The organism is Micromonospora sp. CNZ296, from assembly GCF_007827635.1.
This window is the reverse complement of the sequence record NZ_VISW01000013.1, coordinates 117,703-137,509: the sequence shown is the minus strand read 5'-3', so window position 1 is coordinate 137,509 and position 19,807 is coordinate 117,703. Positions and strand designations below refer to the sequence as shown.

At 72.7% G+C, this 19,807-nt stretch carries 20 protein-coding genes; 10 read left to right on the top strand and 10 right to left on the bottom strand.

Going from position 1 to position 19,807, the window contains the following annotated elements; translation table 11 throughout:
• Window positions 1–51: 51 nt before the first annotated feature.
• The 7 genes from FB455_RS34365 to FB455_RS21885 form a co-directional block, all read right to left on the bottom strand.
• A complete protein-coding gene (locus FB455_RS34365; RefSeq protein WP_013287949.1) occupies window positions 52–219 on the bottom strand; it encodes a hypothetical protein in 168 nt (55 codons plus the stop codon).
• Between the two features lie 9 nt (window positions 220–228).
• Window positions 229–834, bottom strand: a complete 606-nt coding sequence (locus FB455_RS21910; protein WP_013287948.1) for a hypothetical protein — start codon at window positions 832–834, stop codon at window positions 229–231.
• Window positions 835–886: 52 nt separating this feature from the next.
• Entirely contained in the window at window positions 887–1,189 is a 303-nt protein-coding gene (locus FB455_RS21905; RefSeq protein ID WP_013287947.1) for an ArsR/SmtB family transcription factor, read from the bottom strand.
• 43 nt (window positions 1,190–1,232) lie between these two features.
• Window positions 1,233–2,108 carry a metal ABC transporter permease gene (locus tag FB455_RS21900; protein ID WP_145754897.1) on the bottom strand — a complete coding sequence of 292 codons (876 nt, stop codon included), beginning with the start codon at window positions 2,106–2,108 and terminating at the stop codon, window positions 1,233–1,235.
• Between the two features lies 1 nt (window position 2,109).
• Window positions 2,110–2,874, bottom strand: coding sequence for a metal ABC transporter ATP-binding protein (locus tag FB455_RS21895; protein ID WP_145754896.1), 765 nt, complete (start codon window positions 2,872–2,874; stop codon window positions 2,110–2,112).
• Window positions 2,871–3,818, bottom strand: coding sequence for a metal ABC transporter substrate-binding protein (locus tag FB455_RS21890; RefSeq protein WP_145754894.1), 948 nt, complete (start codon window positions 3,816–3,818; stop codon window positions 2,871–2,873). The genes FB455_RS21895 and FB455_RS21890 overlap by 4 nt, the downstream gene beginning before the upstream one ends.
• 88 nt (window positions 3,819–3,906) lie before the next feature.
• Window positions 3,907–4,170: a DUF6703 family protein gene (locus FB455_RS21885; protein WP_013287943.1), complete on the bottom strand. Its 264-nt coding sequence runs from the start codon at window positions 4,168–4,170 to the stop codon at window positions 3,907–3,909.
• Window positions 4,171–4,197: 27 nt separating this feature from the next.
• On the opposite strand from FB455_RS21885, the gene FB455_RS21880 reads away from it, so the two are divergent.
• From FB455_RS21880 to FB455_RS21870, 3 genes are all read left to right on the top strand, one after another.
• Complete coding sequence (locus FB455_RS21880) at window positions 4,198–4,539, top strand: antibiotic biosynthesis monooxygenase family protein (RefSeq protein WP_013287942.1); 342 nt, start codon at window positions 4,198–4,200, stop codon at window positions 4,537–4,539.
• Between the two features lie 94 nt (window positions 4,540–4,633).
• Window positions 4,634–5,107 carry a hypothetical protein gene (locus FB455_RS21875; protein WP_013287941.1) on the top strand — a complete coding sequence of 158 codons (474 nt, stop codon included), beginning with the start codon at window positions 4,634–4,636 and terminating at the stop codon, window positions 5,105–5,107.
• Window positions 5,108–5,220: 113 nt separating this feature from the next.
• Complete coding sequence (locus tag FB455_RS21870; RefSeq protein WP_145754892.1) at window positions 5,221–6,600, top strand: glycine--tRNA ligase; 1,380 nt, start codon at window positions 5,221–5,223, stop codon at window positions 6,598–6,600.
• Window positions 6,601–6,660: 60 nt separating this feature from the next.
• Here the strand turns inward: FB455_RS21870 and FB455_RS21865 are convergent, their stop codons facing one another.
• Window positions 6,661–7,623 carry a type IV toxin-antitoxin system AbiEi family antitoxin domain-containing protein gene (locus FB455_RS21865; protein ID WP_145754890.1) on the bottom strand — a complete coding sequence of 321 codons (963 nt, stop codon included), beginning with the start codon at window positions 7,621–7,623 and terminating at the stop codon, window positions 6,661–6,663.
• Between the two features lie 178 nt (window positions 7,624–7,801).
• Here FB455_RS21865 and dusB point away from each other — a divergent pair, with 178 nt between their 5' ends.
• Window positions 7,802–8,965 carry a tRNA dihydrouridine synthase DusB gene (dusB, locus tag FB455_RS21860; protein ID WP_013287938.1) on the top strand — a complete coding sequence of 388 codons (1,164 nt, stop codon included), beginning with the start codon at window positions 7,802–7,804 and terminating at the stop codon, window positions 8,963–8,965.
• A 71-nt stretch (window positions 8,966–9,036) separates the two neighbouring features.
• On the opposite strand, the gene FB455_RS21855 is transcribed toward dusB, so the two are convergent.
• Window positions 9,037–9,684, bottom strand: a complete 648-nt coding sequence (locus FB455_RS21855) for a C39 family peptidase (RefSeq protein WP_145754886.1) — start codon at window positions 9,682–9,684, stop codon at window positions 9,037–9,039.
• 840 nt (window positions 9,685–10,524) lie between these two features.
• Window positions 10,525–12,255, bottom strand: a complete 1,731-nt coding sequence (locus tag FB455_RS21845; RefSeq protein ID WP_145754881.1) for a beta-N-acetylhexosaminidase — start codon at window positions 12,253–12,255, stop codon at window positions 10,525–10,527.
• A gap of 310 nt (window positions 12,256–12,565) precedes the next feature.
• Between FB455_RS21845 and ppdK the strand changes: the two genes are divergently transcribed.
• The 6 genes from ppdK to FB455_RS21815 all read left to right on the top strand — a co-directional run bounded on the left by ppdK (window position 12,566) and on the right by FB455_RS21815 (window position 19,797).
• Window positions 12,566–15,274, top strand: coding sequence for a pyruvate, phosphate dikinase (gene ppdK / locus FB455_RS21840; protein ID WP_013287935.1), 2,709 nt, complete (start codon window positions 12,566–12,568; stop codon window positions 15,272–15,274).
• Window positions 15,275–15,389: 115 nt separating this feature from the next.
• Window positions 15,390–15,743: a VOC family protein gene (locus FB455_RS21835; RefSeq protein WP_013287934.1), complete on the top strand. Its 354-nt coding sequence runs from the start codon at window positions 15,390–15,392 to the stop codon at window positions 15,741–15,743.
• Between the two features lie 49 nt (window positions 15,744–15,792).
• On the top strand, window positions 15,793–17,019 hold the full coding sequence (locus FB455_RS21830; protein WP_013475545.1) for a deoxyguanosinetriphosphate triphosphohydrolase: 1,227 nt from the start codon (window positions 15,793–15,795) through the stop codon (window positions 17,017–17,019).
• A gap of 48 nt (window positions 17,020–17,067) precedes the next feature.
• A complete protein-coding gene (locus tag FB455_RS21825) occupies window positions 17,068–17,904 on the top strand; it encodes a siderophore-interacting protein (RefSeq protein ID WP_013475546.1) in 837 nt (278 codons plus the stop codon).
• A gap of 70 nt (window positions 17,905–17,974) precedes the next feature.
• Window positions 17,975–18,949, top strand: a complete 975-nt coding sequence (locus FB455_RS21820; protein ID WP_145754878.1) for an ABC transporter ATP-binding protein — start codon at window positions 17,975–17,977, stop codon at window positions 18,947–18,949.
• Window positions 18,946–19,797 carry an ABC transporter permease gene (locus FB455_RS21815; RefSeq protein WP_013287929.1) on the top strand — a complete coding sequence of 284 codons (852 nt, stop codon included), beginning with the start codon at window positions 18,946–18,948 and terminating at the stop codon, window positions 19,795–19,797. The genes FB455_RS21820 and FB455_RS21815 overlap by 4 nt, the downstream gene beginning before the upstream one ends.
• Window positions 19,798–19,807: the final 10 nt, after the last annotated feature.

The window sequence follows — 19,807 nt, the reverse complement described above, 5'->3', positions numbered from 1 at the left end:
CACCAGGCGGCCGTGCCGTCCGGACGGCCGCCGAGCGCGGCCGCCGGGCGGTCAGCGCGCGATCGCCCAGGCCAGGATGCCGGCCAGGATCAGGCCGTTGAGGCCGGCCAGCACCAGGTACGCCGACGGCGGGATCTTGCGGCCCTTGCGGACGAAACTCACCAGCACGCCTGCGTATCCCAGCAGCAGCACGGCGACGACGATCAGGAAGTACAGCACCGGCACACCTTACCGGCCGCCGCGCAGCCCCAGTTCGCGCAGCTCCAGCGCGGCGAGCGCGTCGACAGTCGCGTCGTCGCCGCGCCGCCACGCCTCGGCGACGTCGGGCGCGATCCGGGTCAGCTTCGACAGCGGCTGACCGGCCAGCGCGCGCAGCGCCAGCAGGTCCCGGCCGGCCGGGACACCCGCCAGGGCCTTCGCCGCGCCGGCCCGGCGCATCCAGCGCAGGCGCAGCGGCAGCCAGCCGAACAGCACCAGGCCGAGCGGGAACACCAGCACCGCGACGGTCAGCCCGAGCGCGAGCTGCCCGACCAGCTCCTGCTGGTCGCGGCCCGCCTCGGCGACCGAGCGGGCGGCGTCGGCGGCCCGGGTGAACGGCGCGGTCAGCTCGTCGCCGACGATCGGCACCCGGCCGACCTTGCCGCCGGCGTCGGCCAGGTTGTCGGCGAGTCCACCGCCGGCCCCCTCCAGCTTCTGCCCCGGTACGGCGAGCTTCTCGACCACGTCGTGCAGCCACAGCGCGAAGCGGATCGCCGCGTACACCCAGACGACCACGAGCAGGTCGGTGAGGAACTGGCGGACGGCGGTGGGAAAACGGTCGGCGTAGATCTTCACGCCGGACAGCGTCCCACGGCGCGGGCGCGTCGGCACGTGGCCGATTTCCCGCTCAGTGCGACCCTTCACCGGCGTGACTGACCGCGTCCGCCACGATGTGCGCGACGTGGTCGTCGACCAGCGCGTACGCGATCTCCCGGCCGCGCCGCGACCCGCGCACCACCCCGGCGCCCCGCAGCACCCGCAGGTGCTGGGAGACCAGCGGCTGCGGCGCGCCGAGCTTCTCGACCAGCTCGTGCACGCAGCGTTCGCCCTCGGCCAGCTCGCTGACGATCGCGAGCCGGATCGGGGCCGAGAGCGCGCGCAGCAGGTCACCCGCACCCTCGAAGGCGTCGTACCCGTTCGTGCCGGTCACCCTGTAACGGTAACCAATCCCAGCTGCGCCGGCGGGCAGGGCCTCACCGCAGCAGCACCTCGTGCTCGACCGGCTCGGGCGGCGGCGTGGCCCGGTCGGCCCGAACCCGCCGCCGCAGCGCCCGCAGACCGGCCGCCGCCAGCGCGACCAGCAGGAACGAGCCGATCGCCACGAGCACCACCGACGCGCCGGGGGCGGTGTCGGCGGTCGCGGCCACCCAGACCCCGGTGCCGGCGGCGAACAGGCCCAGCGCCATGGCCGCCGTCATGGTGGAGCGGAAGCCCCGGGTCACCTGCTGCGCGGTCGCCACCGGCACCACCATCAGCGCGCTGATCAGCAGCACCCCGACCGCCCGCATGGCGATGGTCACCGTGACCGCGGTGCCGACCGCGATGAGCAGGTTCAGCGCCCGCACCGGCAGGCCGGACACCCGGGCGTACTCCTCGTCGTGGCAGACCGCGAACAGCGCCGGGCGCAGCACCAGCATGGTCACCAGCAGCACCGCGCCGAGCACCCCGATGGTGATCAGGTCGGTGCGGGAGGTGGTGGTCAGCGACCCGAACAGGTACGCGTTGAGCGACCCGCTGCTGGCGTCGGACAGCCCGACCAGCATCACGCCACCGGCGATGCCGCCGTAGAACAGCAACGCCAGCGCCAGGTCGCCGGAGGTGCGCCCGTACGCGCGGACCAGCTCGATCACGACCGCGCCGAGCGTCGCGGCGATCACCGCCACCAGCACGGGGGAGCGGTTGAGCAGCAGTCCCGCACCGACGCCGGTGAGCGCCACGTGCCCGAGCCCGTCGCCGATCAACGCAAGCCGGCGCTGCACCAGGTAGATGCCGAGGGCCGGGGCGGCCAACCCGATGATCAGCGCGCCGACCAGGGCACGGAGCATGAAGTCGTACTGGAAGAGATCCATCTCAGATGCCTGTCCAGAGCCGGGCGGGCTCCTCGTCGCAGTGCGGGTGCACGTGCTCGTGGTCCGGGTCGGCGTGGTGGCCGGCCGGTTCGGGCACCGCGCCGTCGTGGGCGATCCCGCCCTGGTGCACCACCACGGCCCGGCTGATCAGCGGGCGCAGCGGGCCCAGCTCGTGCGCGACGAGCAGGACCGTGCCGCCGCCGTCGCGGAACGCGCGCAGCGCCCCGGCGAACGCCTCCTGGCTCGCAGCGTCCACCCCGGCGGTCGGCTCGTCCAGCACCAGCAGCTCCGGCCCGCCGGCCAGCGCGCGGGCGATCAGGGTGCGCTGCTGCTGGCCGCCGGAGAGCGTGGACACCGGGTCACCGGCCCGGTCGGCGAGCCCGACCGCGTCCAGTGCCGCCGCCACCGCCTCCCGGTCCGCCCGCCCGGCCGGACGCAGCACGCCCCGGCGGGCCAGCCGCCCGGACGCCACCACCTCGCGCACGGTGGCTGGTACTCCGCTGCCCGCGCCGAGCCGCTGCGGCACGTACCCGATGCGGTGCCACTGCCGGAAGCGGCGCTGCGGCGTGCCGAACAGGTCGACCGACCCGGCGCCGACCGGCACCAGGCCGAGCGCGGCGCGCACGAGCGTCGACTTGCCGGAGCCGTTGGCGCCGAGCACGGCGACCACCTCGCCGGCGGTCACTGTCAGCGAGACGTCACGCAGCACCGGGCGGCCGTCGTAGCCGACTGTGGCGTGCGCGATCTCGATCACGGGTGAGGTCATGAACAGTCCAGAGCGGTTCGCAGGGTCTGCAGGTTGGTGCGCATCGCGGAGAGGTAGTCGCCGTCGGCGGGCGGGCCCTCCAGCGGGTCCAGGACGGCCGTCTTCGCCCCGACCTCACGCGCGATCGTCTCGGCGACCTTCGGGCTGACCAGGGTCTCGAAGAAGATCGTGCCGGCCTGGTGCTCCCGGGCCTCCTCGGCGACCTCGGCGAGGCGCTTCGGGGACGGCTCGGACTCCGGGGTGAGCCCGCTGATGCCGATCTGTTCCAGCTGGTAGCGCTCGGTCAGGTAGCCGAACGCGGTGTGGCTGGTGACGATCTCCCGGCGCTGGCAGGTGCGCAGGCCGTCGGCGTACTCGGTGTCCAGCTTCGTCAGCTCGGTGCGCAGCGCGCCGGCGCGGGCGGTGTAGTCGGCGGCGTGGTCCGGGTCGGCCTTGCCGAGGCGCTCGGCGAGCTTGTCGCCGATGGTGGCCAGCCGGGTCGGGTCGAGCCAGACATGCGGGTCCTTGCCGCCGCTCTCCTCGGCGTGCCCGGCCTCGCCCTCGTGATCGTGGTCGTGGCCACCGGCGGCCGCGTCCCGCAGCGGCGTCACGCCCGCCACGTCGAACGCGCGGTCGCCGCCGTTCTGCTCCACCGCCTCGTCCACCGCCGGCTGGAAGCCGCTGAGGTAGACGACCACGTCGGCGTCGACGACCTGGCCGACCTGCCGCGGGTTGAGTTCCAGGTCGTGCGGCTCGGCGCCGGGCTTGGTCAGGTTGCTGACCGCGACCGTGTCGCCGCCGATCCGCTCGGCCAGGAACTGGAGCGGGTAGAACGCGGCCACCACGTCGATCCTGCCCGGCCCGCTCGCGCCGCCTGTGCCGTCCGCGCAGGCGGTCAGGCCGGCGGCGGCGAGCAGGGCGGTGGCTGCGGCGGTCAGGATACGGCGAGGTGCACGAACGGTCATGGGCTCAACTGTCCGCGACAACGAAAACTATTGTCAAAAACGCATGATTGCATGTCAGCGCAGGTCAGCTCGGTTCTGCTTGCCCGAGTCAGCCGACCATGAGCTTCGCCAGCGCCACCGCGATCAACAAGGTGAGCATCACCAGCCGGAGCATCCGGGTCGCCGGGGCCTGCACCGGCCAGGTGACCGACATCAGCCAGACCAGCACGCCGGCCAGCACGAGCAGCAGGACGCCGCCCGCCGGGCCGGGCGCGAAGAGGCCGACAAGCACCAGGGCCAGCGCGGCCAGGAACACCGCCGTCGGGTTGAGCCGTGCCAACCGGGACAGCACGGGACTCTGCGTACGCTGCATGCCACAAACTCTACGAGGAGGAACCCCGTGCTGGTCACCAACCGCTTCGTGGTGGAAGCCGAAACGGTGGACGAGTTCACCCGTGCGGCGCACGCCGCGCTGGCCGCGCTCGCCGCCCGCCCCGGCTACCTGCGCGGTGAACTGCTGCGGGCGCTCGACGACCCGGACCACTGGGTCCTGATCACCGAGTGGGAGTCGGTCGGTGCGTACCGGCGGGCGCTCGGCGGATTCGACGTCAAGGTCACCGCCGTGCCGCTGCTCGCCCGATCGGTGGACGAGCCGTCGGCGTACGAGACGCTCGCCAGCGCCGCCCCCGAGGGTGAGATCGTCGTCGTCGCCAGCGATCGCGCCGCAGGTCCGTATCGCTGAGTGCCGGGGCACTACCCTGGCGCGTATGACCGCTCCCGGACCGGCCGCGCCACCCCCGTCATCCGTTCCGCCCGCGCTGCCGGCGGAACACGGGGTGCCCGCGCCGCCGCAGGGGCCCGGCGCCGCGCCGCCGTTCGCCGCCCCGCCCACCGAGGGCGGGCGGACCCGGCTCTGGCTCGGCCTCGGCGCGGGCGCGCTCGCAGTGCTGATCTGCTGCGGTGGGGGCGGGGCGGCAGTGGTCGGCCTGGCGGTGAGCAACGCCCAGGCGATCGGTGAGCAGGGCCGGGCGGTCACGAACGACTACTACCAGGCGCTCGTGGCCCGGGAGTGGTCCAAGGCGTACGACACGCTCTGCGACGACATCCGGCGACGCGAGCCCCGGCGCGAGTTCGAGCGCCGGGTGGCGACCGAGCCGCAGATCTCCGGCTACCGGGTGGGCGAGGTCGACCTCACCACGCTCACCGTGCCGGTGGACGTCACGCTCGCCGGCGGCCGGCGGGAGGCGCAGACCGTGACGCTCGCGCCGGACCAGCAGACGGGCGGCGTGGAGGTCTGCGGGGTGAGCTGACCGGCCCCCGGTATTCTGCTGGGCTCGGGACGGACACGGTCGTACCGTTGTCCCGAACAGCCCGGTTCCATCCATCTCAACCGCGCCGACCGCCAGCCGGCGTAGGAGGAAACATGCCAGCCGACCGTATCGACGCCGTCACCAGCCTCGCCAAGCGCCGGGGCTTCGTCTTTCCCTCCAGCGAGATCTACGGGGGCACCCGGTCGGCGTGGGACTATGGTCCGCTCGGCGTCGAGCTGAAGGAGAACGTCCGCCGGCAGTGGTGGCGGACCATGGTGCAGCAGCGCGACGACGTCGTCGGCCTCGACTCGGCGGTCATCCTGGCCCGCAAGGTCTGGGAGGCCAGCGGCCACATCGCCGAGTTCGTCGACCCGCTGACCGAGTGTCAGTCCTGCCACAAGCGGTTCCGGGCCGACCACCTGGAAGAGGCGTACGAGGCCAAGCACGGCAAGCCGCTGACCTCGCTGACGGAGCTGAACTGCCCCAACTGCGGCAACAAGGGCACCTTCACCGAGCCGAAGATGTTCAACGGCCTGATGAAGACCTACCTGGGCCCGGTGGAGAGCGACGAGGGCATGCACTACCTGCGCCCGGAGACCGCCCAGGGCATCTTCGTCAACTACAAGAACGTGGAGACGGTCGCCCGCAAGAAGCCGCCGTTCGGCATCGCGCAGACCGGCAAGTCGTTCCGCAACGAGATCACCCCGGGCAACTTCATCTTCCGGACCCGTGAGTTCGAGCAGATGGAGATGGAGTTCTTCGTCGAGCCGGGCACCGACGAGCAGTGGCACGAGTACTGGCTCTCCGAGCGCTGGAACTGGTACCTCGACCTGGGCCTGTCCGAGGAGAACCTGCGCTTCTACGAGCACCCCAAGGAGAAGCTCTCCCACTACTCGAAGCGCACCGTCGACATCGAGTACCGGTTCCGGTTCGGCGGCAGCGAGTTCGCCGAGCTGGAGGGCATCGCCAACCGCACCGACTTCGACCTTGCCACGCACAGCAAGCACTCCGGCGTCGACCTGTCGTACTTCGACCAGGGCAAGGGCGAGCGCTGGATGCCGTACGTGATCGAGCCGGCCGCCGGCCTCACCCGCGCGGTGCTGGCGTTCCTGCTCGAGGCGTACGACGAGGACGAGGCGCCGAACACCAAGGGCGGCGTGGACAAGCGCACCGTCATGCGGTTCGACCCGCGCCTGGCCCCGGTCAAGGTCGCCGTGCTGCCGCTGTCGCGCAACGAGGCGCTGTCGCCGAAGGCCAAGCAGCTCGCCACCGACCTGCGCAAGCGCTGGGTGGTCGAGTTCGACGACTCGCAGGCGATCGGCCGCCGCTACCGTCGGCAGGACGAGATCGGCACGCCGTTCTGCGTCACAGTCGACTTCGACACGCTCGACGACAACGCGGTCACGGTCCGGAACCGGGACACGATGGCCCAGGAGCGCGTCTCGCTGGACCAGGTCGAGCGCTACCTGATCGAGCGCCTGCCCGGCTGCTGAGCGTGTGAAGGGCCCCTTCTTAACGCCTCGCGTAGAGAAGGGGCCCCTTCTTAACACCCCTCATCCGGGGGAGATCGGCTCCGCCCGTACGCCGGTCCCGGCGCCCAGCCCGCGCCGGGCCGCGTACGCGTCCTCCACCATCCGCCGCACACGGCCCGGCTCCCGGCGGATCTGCGCCGGCGTGAAGTGCAGGATGAGCACCCCGTACCGGCTCAGCTCGTTGTGTCGGTCCAGCGTCCGCGCCCAGTCGTTCGGGCTGAGGTGGTACTCCCGCGAGTCGACCTCCAGCGCCACCGCGCAGTCGGCGAGGTAGCCGTCCGGCGTCGGCAGGCGGGTGCCGTCGGCCGCCGACAGCCGCGGGTTCCACAGGATCCCGCCGAGCACGCCGCTGGCGCCCAGGCACTCCCGCAGCTCCGTCTCCGGCGCCGAGCGGACCCCATCGGTGATCTCCGCGAACGCCTTCCGGATCAGGGCGGTGCGGCTGCGCCGGGCCCGGCGGATCTCCGCGTCCAGGCTGTCCAGGTCGGTGAAACCGCGCTGCACGGCCTCGGCCACCGTCGCCCGTACCGGCCGCAGCCGGCGCAGGTCGCGGGCCGCGTCCACGACCGCCCGGGCCGGCGAGCACACCGGGTACAGCGCGGTCCGCCGGGCCCGCGGATCAAGCTCCAGGGCCCGCGCGATCACCGCGTGACCGGCCGAGCGGCGCCGCACGTGGTGCGGCAGGATCAGGTGTACGTCAGCAGTGCGCGGACTGTGCCGGAAGCCGTACCAGATCAGGGCGGCCAGGCCGGTGAGCTGCGCGTCGGCGCCCGCGTAGAGCGCCGCCGAGATGCGTCGCTGCTCGTCGGTGAGGGTGCCGGTGACGAGCGCGTACGTGGCCGGCAGCACGCGCTGCCACAGGCCGCGCCGGGTCTGCCGGTACAGGTACATGTCGTCGTATCCGACGCCGAGCAGCTGCGTCCGGGTGACGATCTGGTGCTGGCGCTCGGCCAGGTCGCTGAGTTCGGGTGGCTGTTCGCGCATGCCCGGTAGCGTGCGGGCTCGACCGCTGCTCCTCCTGCCCGTCCGCCCGGCCTGTGGACAGCCTCCCCGGTTGTGGAGAACGCCCGCCGGGCTGGCCGGCTGTGATATGTGCCCTGTTAACAAGGGGCCCCTGCTCTACCGGAGACGTTAAGAGGGGGCCCTTCCTTACACTTGTGCGGTGACTGCCCCGACCCTGCCCGCGTTGACCATCGGCCCGCACCGGGTGTGGCCGCCGGTGGTGCTCGCGCCGATGGCCGGGATCACCAACGTCGGCTTCCGCCGGCTCTGCCGTGAGCAGGGCGGCGGCATCTACGTCTGCGAGATGATCACCACCCGTGCGCTCGTCGAGCGGAACCCGAAGACGCTGCGCATGATCGCCTTCGGCGCCGAGGAGAAGCCCCGCAGCCTCCAGCTCTACGGCACCGACCCGGAGATCACCGCCGCCGCCGTGCGGATCGTGGTCGAGCGCGACCTGGCCGACCACATCGACCTGAACTTCGGCTGCCCGGTGCCCAAGGTGACCCGCCGGGGCGGCGGCTCGGCCCTGCCGTGGCGCCGCCGGCTGTTCGCCCGGCTGGTCAGGGCCGCGGTGGACGCCGCGTCACCCGCCGGGGTGCCGGTCACCGTCAAGATGCGCAAGGGCATCGACGACGACCACCTGACGTACGTCGAGGCGGGGCTGGCGGCCCAGGACGCGGGCGTCGCGGCGGTCGCCCTGCACGGGCGTACGGCCGCGCAGCGCTACTCCGGCACCGCCGACTGGGATGCGATCGCCACGCTCAAGTCGGCGCTCGACGTGCCGGTGCTCGGCAACGGCGACATCTGGGAGGCCGACGACGCGCTGCGGATGGTCGCGCACACCGGCGTCGACGGCGTGGTGATCGGGCGCGGCTGCCTGGGCCGGCCGTGGCTGTTCGCCGACCTGGAGGCCGCGTTCAACGGGAGCGCCGAGCGGCGGCTACCGAGCCTCGGCGAGGTGGCGGTGACCATGCGGCGGCACGCCGAACTGCTGGTGGAGCAGTTCGTGGCGGGCGCGCGCAACCCGGCCCGCGGCGAGCGGGACGGCTGCACCGACTTCCGCAAGCACGTCGCCTGGTACCTGAAGGGCTTCCCGATCGGCAGCGAACTGCGCCGCTCGCTCGCCATGATCGAGAGCCTGGCGCAGCTCGACGACCTGCTCGGCAAGCTCGACCCGGCCGTACCGTTCCCGGTGGAGAACCTCGGCCAGCCGCGTGGCCGCACCAACTCCCCGGGCAAGGTATTCCTGCCCGACGGCTGGCTGGCCAGCCGCGACGACGACACCCCGCCCGACGGCGCCGAGCTGGACGACTCGGGCGGCTGACCGCTGACCCCGGACACGCCGAAGGGCCCGACCCCCGTTCCGGGGTCGGGCCCTTCGTCATTGTCACTCGGTCAGGAGCTGTAGCCGCGGCTGGCGATCCAGCGGGCGAGCTCGTCCACGTCGATCCGGTAGGAGGCCTGGTCCGGGTTCGCCGAGTCGGCGATCGTCACGACCTTGCCGCCGTCGCGGTAGCCGACCACGCTGATGTAGTGGCCACCCTCGAACGAGTGGGTGTTGCCGTCGGTGTCGGTCGCGGTGCCGGCGATGTTCGCCACCACGGCCCGGCCGTCGTCCACAGTGCGCACCACGTCGGCACGCAGCTTTTCCACCTTCTCACCGGCCTTGTCCACCGGGATCTCGGTCGACTTGTAGACGTCCTTACCGGTCTCCTTGTTGAGCACCGGCGTGATGTCGTTGATGGAGTTGGTGCCGGCCTCGGTGGTGCCCATCTCCTTGGCCATGGCGTCCACGTCGATGTTCTTGCCCTGCACGCTCAGCGCGTTACGGGCCGCGGCCGGGCCACAGAAGTAGAAGTTGGGCTGCGCCTCGTAGCGCACGTCCAGCTCACGCTCGCCGTGCTTGCGGTCGGTGGTGACGACCTGGGCGGCGCGCTCGGCCGGGGTGGCCTGGGCGGCGATGGCGGGGCCGGCGATGCCACCGGCGGTGGCGGCGATACCGGCGACGGTCAGAGCGGTCTTGCGCAGCAGAGTGGTAGCCATGATCAGTTGCCTCTCTGTCGGGGGTACGCGGCGATGGGGGATGCCGCGAATAAAGATCAGGTGGCCCGGTATGTGCGTCGGGCCGGTGGCTCGCTCGGGCGACCAGCGGGGTGGCCTGCTCCGGCGGCTCGGGGATGTAACGACCGGGGGCCCCGGGGTCATTCCCGGGGAGTGCTGCCCGGCGGTGGGGCCGGCTCGACAGGCGCTGTCGGCCTGCTCGGCGGCTCCGGGGATGTAACGACCGGCGTCCCGGCCTGATTCCCGGCCCGAGGGGGCGGGCGGTCGGCGGGAGCGGCGCGGTCTGCCATGTACAACGCCCCGCACCCACCGCCGATTCCACCCCACGGGTGACCCCGACCACCCCGAATCCGGACACCGAGCCCATCAGGGCTGCCGCCGACACCGAACCCCGCCCGCCCTCGCCGCAGTCACCCCGCCCCGGCCACCTCAAGGGCTCCCCCCAACCCCCCACCCCGTTGATCAAGGAGTTTGTGTCCGTCTGAGGCCGCGCACCGGGCACAAACTCCTTGATCACCGATCCGATGGGAGGGGGGGTGAGTCGCCTTGGTGCCCGATGTCGGGCTCTGGGCGGGTGAGCTTCGAGATCTTGGTAGATCGGCGCCCCTCCGAGGGCTGTTCCGTACCAAGATCTTCGGGTCGCTCGGGGCGCTCGGGGCGCTCGGGGCGCTCGGGGCGCTCGGGAGGGAGTGCGCGACGGCGAGGGGCGGCTGGATGTCGCCGCCCGGGGATGAGGGCGTCGATCATGAAGTTGACGGCGTTTTGTGTCCGGTTTGTCGCCGTCAACTTCATGATCGACGGGGTTCGGCGCCCCGTGCGCGGTCAGGGGGTGGTGTGGGTGGTGGGGGTGGGGGTGGGCTGGGTGGGGATCTGGGCTGGGGTGGTGGGCCAGGGGATCTCGGGGGAGGGGTGGAAGGCGATGCCGGCTGTGGACCAGCGCGGGCCGTGTGCGGCCAGCCGGCTGCGGAACCGGGACCAGTCGTGCGTCTCGCGCGGTGACCAGCCGAGTTCGGCGACGGCGGGCAGGCGCGGGAAGAGCATGAACTCGACCTCGGCCGGCGTCGTGATCGACTCGGTCCACAGCGGCGCCTCCACACCCAGCACCGCCTCGGCCGGTACGCCCCGCACGTGGCTGCCCGGATCCCACTCGTACGCCCGGCGCACGTCGATCAGACCTGCCCAGTCGTGTCCGATCGGGGTGTCCGGGGCGTACTTCATGTCCAGGTACGCGTGGTTGCCGGGGGAGAGGATCAGCCGGGCGCCCCGGCGTACCGCGTCGGCGGTCTCCGGGTCGTCACCGTTCGTGCCCCACCACTGCAGGACGCGCCCGTCGACGTGTGCGGCCGGGGCGAGCTGGTGCCAGCCGACGACGGTCTTGCCGGTGGCGGCCACCAGCCGCTGCGCCCGCTCCACGAAGGAGCGGTAGCTGTCGGCCGGCACCTTGAACGCCTCGTCGCCGCCGAGGTGCAGCCACGGCCCGGGCGTCGACGCGGCCACCTCGCCGACCACGTCCGCGACGAAGGCGTACGTCCGCTCGTCGGCGGGGTCGACGAAGCTGAAGCCGACCTCGGTGCCGGTGTACGGCGGTGGCGCGATCTTGCCGGGCGCCAGTTCGGGGTACGCGACGAGCGCCGCGTTGGTGTGGCCCGGGAGGTCGATCTCGGGCACCACTGTGACGTGGCGGCGGGCGGCGTACGCGACGATGCGGCGGTAGTCGTCACGTGTGTACCAGCCGCCGGGGCCGCCGCCGACCGCTGTCGCACCGCCGACCTCGGCGAGCCGTGGCCAGGAGTCGACGGCGATCCGCCAGCCCTGGTCGTCGGTGAGGTGCAGGTGCAGGTGGTTGAGCTTGTAGCGGGCCAGGTGGTCGACCACCCGCAGCACGTCCTCGACCGCGAAGAAGTGGCGGGCGACGTCGAGCATCGCGCCCCGGTAGGGGAAGCGCGGCCGGTCGACGATCGTGCCGCCGGGTACCGCCCAGCGCGCGGCGACGGCGGTCGGGCTCTCGATCGGCGCGGGTAGCAGCTGCCGCAGCGTCTGCGCGCCGTGGAACAGCCCGGCCGGGGTGGCGGCGGTGATCCGGACGCCGCCGGTGGTCACGTCGAGGCGGTAGCCCTCGTCTCCGAGCCGCGCGTCGTCCGGCTCGCCGGGCCGGGCGGGAACCGCCGCGGACAGCGTGAGCGTCAGCGGGCCGTCCTCGCCGGTGTCGGCGACCGGGAGCGGGAAGCCGGTGGCCGGGCGCAGCCAGCCGGCGAGCTGTTCGGCCACGTCCCGCCCGGCGGGGCTGACCCGCAGCACCGCGTCCGCGCTCAGCGTGAAGTCGCCGGCCGGGTCCGGGCGCACGTGCTCGGGCGCCGGCACCACGTCGCCGAGCCGGACCGGCGCCGGTCCGGCGAGCGCCTCGGCGGCCCGGCCCGCGGCGTCGCGGGCCAGCTCGGCCGCGGGTGCCGGCACACCGGGCAGCGGCACAGCGGGTACGTCGCTGGAAGGGCTGGTGGGACGGGTGTCGGTCGGCTCCGGCCCGGTCTCCGGGGCGGCGGGGTTGGTCGGCACGGCGACGGCTCCGAGGGTGTATTCGCGCGGGATATGGCAAAGGTCAGGTTCCGCGAGATGCAGTGACGTCAAGAGTACGAGGGGGATCGGAATTGCGTGATCGTGCTCGTGGAAGCGTTCCCAAAAACCCGTACGAACGCGGATTGTGGTGACCGTTGTGCCGAAAGTCACCGAACGCTCCCAGGTTTCTCGAAACTCGCCTAGCCTTCGCCCCACCGACGCTGACGAGCCGGGATTACCGGTGGTCACTACCGGGGTATGTCCGAACTGAACCTTCGTTAAGTGTCAATGGCGCGCGTGGGAGGCTCTGGTGGCAGCGCACGATCCGGTCGAGCAGAAGTACGTCTACGACTTCGCCGAGGGCAACAAGGATCTCAAGGATCTGCTCGGCGGCAAGGGGGCCAACCTGGCCGAGATGACGAATCTCGGCCTGCCGGTTCCGCCCGGCTTCACGATCACCACCGAGGCCTGCAAGGCGTACCTGACGACCGGGCGCGAGCCGGACGGCCTGGCCGCCCAGATCGAGGCGCACCTGGAGTCCCTGGAGCGCGAGATGGGCCGGCGCCTCGGCGACCCGGACGACCCGCTGCTGGTCTCGGTACGTTCCGGCGCCAAGTTCTCCATGCCGGGCATGATGGAGACCGTCCTCAACGTCGGCCTCAACGACCGCAGCGTGGTCGGCCTGAGCAACCAGGCGGGCGGGAACGACCGGTTCGCCTGGGACTCGTACCGGCGGCTGATCCAGATGTTCGGCAAGACCGTCTGCGAGGTGCCGGGCGAGGAGTTCGAGCACGCGCTCGACGAGATCAAGCGCGCCAAGGGCACGCACAACGACCTCGACCTGGACGCCGACGACCTGCGCGGGCTTGTCGACGCGTACAAGCAGATCTTCGCCAAGCACACCGGCCGCGAGTTCCCGCAGGAGCCGCGCGAGCAGCTCGACCTCGCCATCCGCGCGGTCTTCGACTCGTGGAACGCGGAGCGGGCGATCCTCTACCGCCGCCAGGAGCGCATCCCGGCCGACCTGGGCACCGCCGTCAACGTGGTGACGATGGTCTTCGGCAACCTCGGTCCCGACTCCGGCACCGGAGTCGCGTTCACCCGCGACCCGGGCAGCGGCGCGCAGGGCATCTACGGCGACTACCTCGCCAACGCCCAGGGTGAGGACGTCGTCGCCGGCATCCGCAACACGGTGCCGTTGCAGGAGCTGGAGCAGCTCGACAAGACCTCCTACGACCAGCTGCTCGGCATCATGGCCCGGCTGGAGGAGCACTACAAGGACCTCTGCGACATCGAGTTCACCATCGAGCGCGGCAAGCTCTGGATGCTCCAGACCCGCGTCGGCAAGCGCACCGCCGCCGCCGCGTTCGTCATCGCCGGGCAGCTCGTCGACGAGGGTCTGATTGACCTGGACGAGGCGCTGCACCGGGTCAACGGCGCGCAGCTCGCCCAGTTGATGTTCCCGCGCTTCCAGCTCGACCACGAGTTCGAGCCGGTGGCCAAGGGCATCGGCGCCTCCCCGGGTGCCGCGTCCGGCAAGGTCGTCTTCACCTCGGCCCGCGCGGTCGAGCTGGCCGCCGAGGGGGAGTCGGTGATCCTGGTCCGCCGGGAGACCAACCCGGACGACCTCAACGGCATGATCGCCGCCAAGGGCATCCTCACCTCCCGGGGCGGCAAGACCAGCCACGCCGCCGTGGTGGCCCGCGGCATGGGCAAGACCTGCGTCTCCGGCGCCGACGAGCTGGAAGTGAACGTACCGGCGAAGAAGTTCACTGTGGGCGACCACGTGGTGAACGAGGGCGACGTGGTCTCGATCGACGGCACCACCGGCAAGGTCTACCTCGGCGAGGTGCCGGTCATGCCGTCCGAGGTGGTGCAGTACTTCGAGGGCGAACTCGACCCGGAGAACACCGACGACGCGCTGGTCCGCTCCGTACACCGGATCATGACGCACGCCGACGCCGCGCGGCGGCTGCGGGTACGCACGAACGCCGACACCGGAGCGGACGCGGCCCGGGCGCGGCGCTTCGGCGCCGAGGGCATCGGCCTGTGCCGCACCGAGCACATGTTCCTCGGCGACCGGCGCGAGCTGGTCGAGCGGCTCATCCTGGCCTCCGGCGAGCGGGAGCGGGAGGACGCGCTCGCCGCGCTGCTGCCGCTGCAGCGGGCCGACTTCATCGAGATCTTCCGCGAGATGGACGGCCTGCCGGTCACCGTGCGGCTGATCGACCCGCCGCTGCACGAGTTCCTGCCCCCGCTGGAACAGCTCGCGGTCAACGTCGCAGTGGCACAGGAGCGCGGCGAGGACGTGGCCAAGGAGGAGGCGCTGCTCGCCGCCGTACGGCGGATGCACGAGGAGAACCCGATGCTGGGCCTGCGCGGCGTCCGGCTCGGCCTGGTCATCCCCGGCCTGTTCGCCATGCAGGTCCGCGCGATCGCGGAGGCCGCCGTCGCGGTCGTCCGCGACGGCGGCAAGGCCTGCCCGGAGATCATGGTGCCGCTGGTCGGGGCCGTGCAGGAGCTGGAGACGGTACGCGCCGAGGCCGAGCGGATCATCGCCGAGGTGGTCGGGGACAGCGGCGTCGAGGTGCTGATCGGCACGATGATCGAGGTGCCCCGGGCGGCGCTGACCGCCGGGCAGATCGCCGAGGCGGCCGAGTTCTTCTCCTTCGGCACCAACGACCTGACCCAGATGGGCTGGGGCTTCTCCCGCGACGACGTGGAGGGCGCGTTCTTCTGGCGCTACCTGGAGCTGGGCATCTTCGGTATCTCGCCGTTCGAGTCGATCGACACCGACGGCGTCGGCCGGCTGGTGCGCATCGCCGCCGAGGAGGGCCGGGCGGCCCGTCCGGGCCTGAAGCTCGGCGTCTGCGGCGAGCACGGCGGCGACCCGGACTCGGTGCACTTCTTCCACGAGGTCGGCCTGGACTACGTCTCCTGCTCGCCGTTCCGGGTGCCGGTGGCCCGGCTGGAGGCAGGGCGCGCGTCGATCACCACCACCGGTTCGGACTCCCGCTGACGCGGCGCGGGGCCGCCGGTGCTCGCCGGCGGCCCCGCGTACGCCCGGCGCGCCTTTCCGGCCTCCTCGGCGTAGCCTGAGCTTCCGCCACGTGTCGATCAGGAGGGGTGGCCGCATGACCGCCGTCTGGGAGAACCTGACCATCGACGCCCGGGATCCGTCCCGGCTCGCCAGTTGGTGGGCGGAGGCCCTCGGCTATCAGGTGATCACCGACAAGCCGGACGAGGTGGAGATCCGCCGGACCCCCGACACGACGCCCGGTCTCGTCTTCGTCCCGGTCTCCGGGCCGAAGGAGGGGAAGAACCGGCTGCACATCGACCTGCGCCCGGCCGACATGGAGGCCGAGGTGGAGCGCCTCGTCGACATGGGCGCCCGGCACGTCGACATCGGCCAGGGGGACGTGGAGTGGACGGTGCTCGCCGACCCGGAGGGCAACGAGTTCTGCGTGCTCCGGGAGCGCGAGGAGTGAGCCGGTCTTGCGAGCCCCGCAGTCGCGACCCTCTGCCAGTCCGGGAGAAATGAGCGACGCGGCGCGGCTGGTCGACGAGGCGCCCAAGGACACCGGGTACGGCCGGTCGCCGTTCGAGCGGGACCGCGCCCGCGTGCTGCACTCGGCGGCGTTCCGCCGGCTCGCCGCGAAGACCCAGGTGCACACCGCCGGGACGAACGACTTCCTGCGTACCCGGCTGACCCACTCGCTGGAGGTCGCGCAGATCGCCCGCGAGATGGGCGCCCGGCTGGGCTGCGACCCGGACGTGGTGGACACCGCCGGGCTGGCGCACGACCTGGGCCACCCGCCGTTCGGGCACAACGGCGAGTACGCCCTGGACGAGCTGGCCGCCGACTGCGGCGGCTTCGAGGGCAACGCGCAGACGCTGCGGGTGCTCACCCGGCTGGAGGCGAAGGTGCTCGCCCCGGACGGGCGCTCGGCCGGGCTGAACCTGACCCGGGCCGCGCTGGACGCGGTGAGCAAGTACCCGTGGCCGCGCCGCCCCGGCGAGCGCAAGTTCGGCGTGTACGCCGACGACCGCCCGGTCTTCGACTGGCTGCGCGAAGGCGCCCCGCCGGGCGACCGGCGCTGCCTGGAGGCCCAGGTGATGGACTGGGCCGACGACGTGGCGTACTCGGTGCACGACGTCGAGGACGGCATCCACGGCGGGTACGTCGACCTGCGCCCGCTGCTGGCCGACGCGGACGAGCGGCGGGCGCTCTGCGCCGACGTGGCCGCCGCCTACTCGGGTGAGGCGCCGGAGGATCTGGGCGAGGTGCTCGCCGGCCTGCTGGCCGATCCGGTGCTCGCCCCGCTTGCCGCGTACGACGGCAGCCACCGCGCGCTCGCCGCGTTGAAGGCCACCACGAGCGTGCTCACCGGCCGGTTCGTCGCCGGCGTGGTGGCCGCGACCGAGCAGCGCCACGGTCCCGGCCCGCACCGCCGCTACGACGCCGACCTGGAGGTGCCGCGCCGGATCCGGGCGCAGTGCGCGCTGCTCAAGGGCATCGCGCTGCGGTACGTGATGCGCCGCCCCGGCGCCGGGGACCGCTACGCGCGGCAGCGCGACGTTCTGACCGGGCTGGTCGCGGCGCTGCTGGATCGGGCGCCGGATGCGCTCGACCCGGTGTTCGCGCCGCTGTGGCGTGACGCGGCGGACGACGCCGCGCGGCTGCGCGTGGTGATCGACCAGGTCGCCTCGCTCACCGATCCGGCCGCGCTGGCCTGGCACGCCCGGCTGGTGTCGCCGAGCTGACCGCATCGTGCCCGGGGCGAGCCATCGAACTTAGGCTAGCCTAAGCGCATGACGGATCGCCCGAAGAAGCTCACCGCCGCCACGGTCGTCCGGACCACGCGGCCCACCCCACACCTGATCCGCCTGGTCCTGGGCGGCGCCGAGCTGGCCGGACTGCCGGTGGGCGCGTACACCGACCACTACGTGAAGTTCGTCTTCCCGCCGGCCGGGGTGACCTACCCGGACCCGGTCGACCTGGCCACGATCAAGCGGGAGTTCCCGGCGGAGCAGTGGCCGCGCCTGCGCGCGTACACGGTCCGGGCCTGGGACGCCGCGGCCGGTGAGATGACTGTCGACGTGGTGCACCACGGCGACGAGGGTCTGGCCGGGCCGTGGGCGGCGGCGCTGCGTCCCGGCGACCGGGTGTTGTTCACCGGGCCGGGCGGCGCGTACGCGCCGGACCCGGCTGCCGACTGGCACCTGCTGGCGGGCGACGAGAGCGCGCTGCCGGCCATCGCCGCCGCCCTGGAACGGCTGCCGGTGGGCGCGCCCGCGAAGGTGTACGTCGAGGTCGGCGGCCCGGCCGACGAGCTGCCCCTGACCAGCGCGGGTGAGGTCGAGGTGTGCTGGTTGCACCGCGACGGGCGTCCGTACGGCGAGCCGCTGGTCGAGGCGGTCCGGGCGCTGGCGTTCCCGCCCGGCCGGGTGCACGCGTTCGTGCACGGTGAGGCCGGGGCGATGAAGGAGCTGCGGCGGCTGCTGCGCGTCGAGCGCGGCGTGCCCCGGGGCGACCTGTCCATCTCCGGCTACTGGCGGCGTGGCATGGACGACGAGGGCTGGCGGTCCACCAAGCCGGCCTGGAACGCCGCAGTGGAGGCCGAGGAGGCCGCCGCCGTCGTGTCCTGACGACTCCATCGTGCGTCCCGCAGTGAGCGGGTGTACCCCGGGATGTAGTAGAAGTGCTACATTCCGGGGTATGACTGCGGTCGAACTCCCGGGGACCGTCGCGTCCCCCCGACCTCCCGACGAGGATCTCGTCCTCGACGTGCGGGATCTGCGTATGCGCTACGGCGCCGTCGACGTGCTGCACGGCGTCGACCTGACCGCCCGGCGGGGCGAGGTGGTGGCGCTGCTCGGGCCCAACGGCGCGGGCAAGACGACCACCATCGAGATCCTCGAAGGCTTCCGGCTGCCCTCGGCCGGCACGGTGCGCGTGCTCGGCACCGACCCGGCCCGCGGCGACGAACGGTGGCGCGCGCGGCTCGGCGTGGTGCTCCAGTCCTGGCGCGACCACTGCAAGTGGCGGGTGCGGGAGCTGCTCGCACACCTCGGCGACTTCTACGCGCCGTACGCCACCGACCGGATCCCGCGCCCGTGGCCGGTCGACGAACTGCTGGAGACCGTGGGCCTGAGTGCGCACGCCGGAAGCCGGGTGGCCCGGCTCTCCGGTGGCCAGCGCCGCCGGCTCGACGTCGCTATCGGCATCGTCGGCCGCCCCGAACTGCTGTTCCTGGACGAGCCGACCGTCGGGTTCGACCCGGCCGCCCGGCGCGAGTTCCACGAGCTGGTGCACCGCCTGGCCGACCTGGACGAGACCACCATCGTGCTGACCACGCACGACCTGGCCGAGGCGGAGAAGCTGGCCGACCGCATCCTCATCCTGGCCGGCGGCCGGATCATCGCCGAGGGTTCGCCCGACCAGCTCGCCCGGCGCGTCGCGGGGGACGCCGAGGTGCGCTGGACCCGGGACGGCGAGCGGTACGTGCACGCCACCGCCGACGCCACCGCGTTCCTGCGCGACCTGCTCCGCGAGCACGGCGACCGGGTACGCGAGCTGGAGGTGCGCCGGGCCAGCCTGGAGGACGCGTACCTGGCGCTGGTGCACGAGGAGGAGACCGGCATCCGTACCGGCCGGGCCGAGCGGGTGTGGCAGCAGGAGGCGAACCGATGAACCCGACCACCAACGCGCTGCGGGCCGGGCTGCGGCGCGGCGTGATAGAGCTGCGCGCCACGTTCACCAACGGCCAGGATCTCTGGACCTACTTCTTCCCCACGGTGGTGCTGCTGGTCGCCGTGTTCTGGATGCGCGGCTCGACGGTGCCCGGCACCGACTTCTCCCTCGGCGCCCGTACGCTGCCCAGCGCGCTCGGTATGGGCCTGCTCTTCGGCGGCCTGCTCGGGCTGGCCAACCAGCTCGTCATCGACCGGGAGGACGGCACGCTGCTGCGCGCCAAGGCCATCCCGGACGGCATGCTCGGCTACCTGGTCGGCAAGATCGTGCTGGTGTCGGCGGTCGCGCTGATCGGCGTCGTCATCCAGCTCACGCCCGGCCTGTTCTTCCTCGACGGGCTGCGGCTCGGCGACCCCGGCGCCTGGCTCACGCTGGCCTGGGTGGTGCCGCTCGGGCTGGTGGCGACGCTGCCGCTGGGCGCGGTGATCGGCTCGCTGGTCGAGAACCCGCGCAACATGGGCCTGGTGGTGATGCCGATCTTCGGTCTCATCGCGTTGTCCGGCATCTTCTACCCGATCAACGGCCTGCCCGGCTGGCTCCAGGGCGTCGCCCAGGTCTTCCCGCTCTACTGGCTAGGCTTGGGCATGCGCTCGGCGCTGCTCCCGGGCGACCTGGCGGCTGTCGAACTCGGCGGCTCCTGGCGGCACCTGGAGACGGTCGGCGTGCTCGGAGCCTGGGCGGTGCTCGGGCTCGTGCTGGCCCCGGTGGTGCTGCGCCGGATGGCCCGCCGGGAGTCCGGCTCGCGGGTCGCGGCCCGGCGGGAACGGGCCATGCAGCGGGTCGGATGAGAGGGCGTCG

Bases quoted from the DNA above. Each gene is read 5' to 3' on its own strand.
- FB455_RS21900 (WP_145754897.1), bottom strand. From the start codon at position 2,108: ATGGATCTCTTCCAGTACGACTTCATGCTCCGTGCCCTGGTCGGCGCG.
- FB455_RS21895 (WP_145754896.1), bottom strand. From the start codon at position 2,874: ATGACCTCACCCGTGATCGAGATCGCGCACGCCACAGTCGGCTACGAC.
- FB455_RS21890 (WP_145754894.1), bottom strand. From the start codon at position 3,818: ATGACCGTTCGTGCACCTCGCCGTATCCTGACCGCCGCAGCCACCGCC.
- FB455_RS21885 (WP_013287943.1), bottom strand. From the start codon at position 4,170: ATGCAGCGTACGCAGAGTCCCGTGCTGTCCCGGTTGGCACGGCTCAAC.
- FB455_RS21870 (WP_145754892.1), top strand. From the start codon at position 5,221: ATGCCAGCCGACCGTATCGACGCCGTCACCAGCCTCGCCAAGCGCCGG.
- FB455_RS21865 (WP_145754890.1), bottom strand. From the start codon at position 7,623: ATGCGCGAACAGCCACCCGAACTCAGCGACCTGGCCGAGCGCCAGCAC.
- FB455_RS21855 (WP_145754886.1), bottom strand. From the start codon at position 9,684: ATGGCTACCACTCTGCTGCGCAAGACCGCTCTGACCGTCGCCGGTATC.
- FB455_RS21835 (WP_013287934.1), top strand. From the start codon at position 15,390: ATGACCGCCGTCTGGGAGAACCTGACCATCGACGCCCGGGATCCGTCC.
- FB455_RS21830 (WP_013475545.1), top strand. From the start codon at position 15,793: ATGAGCGACGCGGCGCGGCTGGTCGACGAGGCGCCCAAGGACACCGGG.
- FB455_RS21825 (WP_013475546.1), top strand. From the start codon at position 17,068: ATGACGGATCGCCCGAAGAAGCTCACCGCCGCCACGGTCGTCCGGACC.
- FB455_RS21820 (WP_145754878.1), top strand. From the start codon at position 17,975: ATGACTGCGGTCGAACTCCCGGGGACCGTCGCGTCCCCCCGACCTCCC.
- FB455_RS21815 (WP_013287929.1), top strand. From the start codon at position 18,946: ATGAACCCGACCACCAACGCGCTGCGGGCCGGGCTGCGGCGCGGCGTG.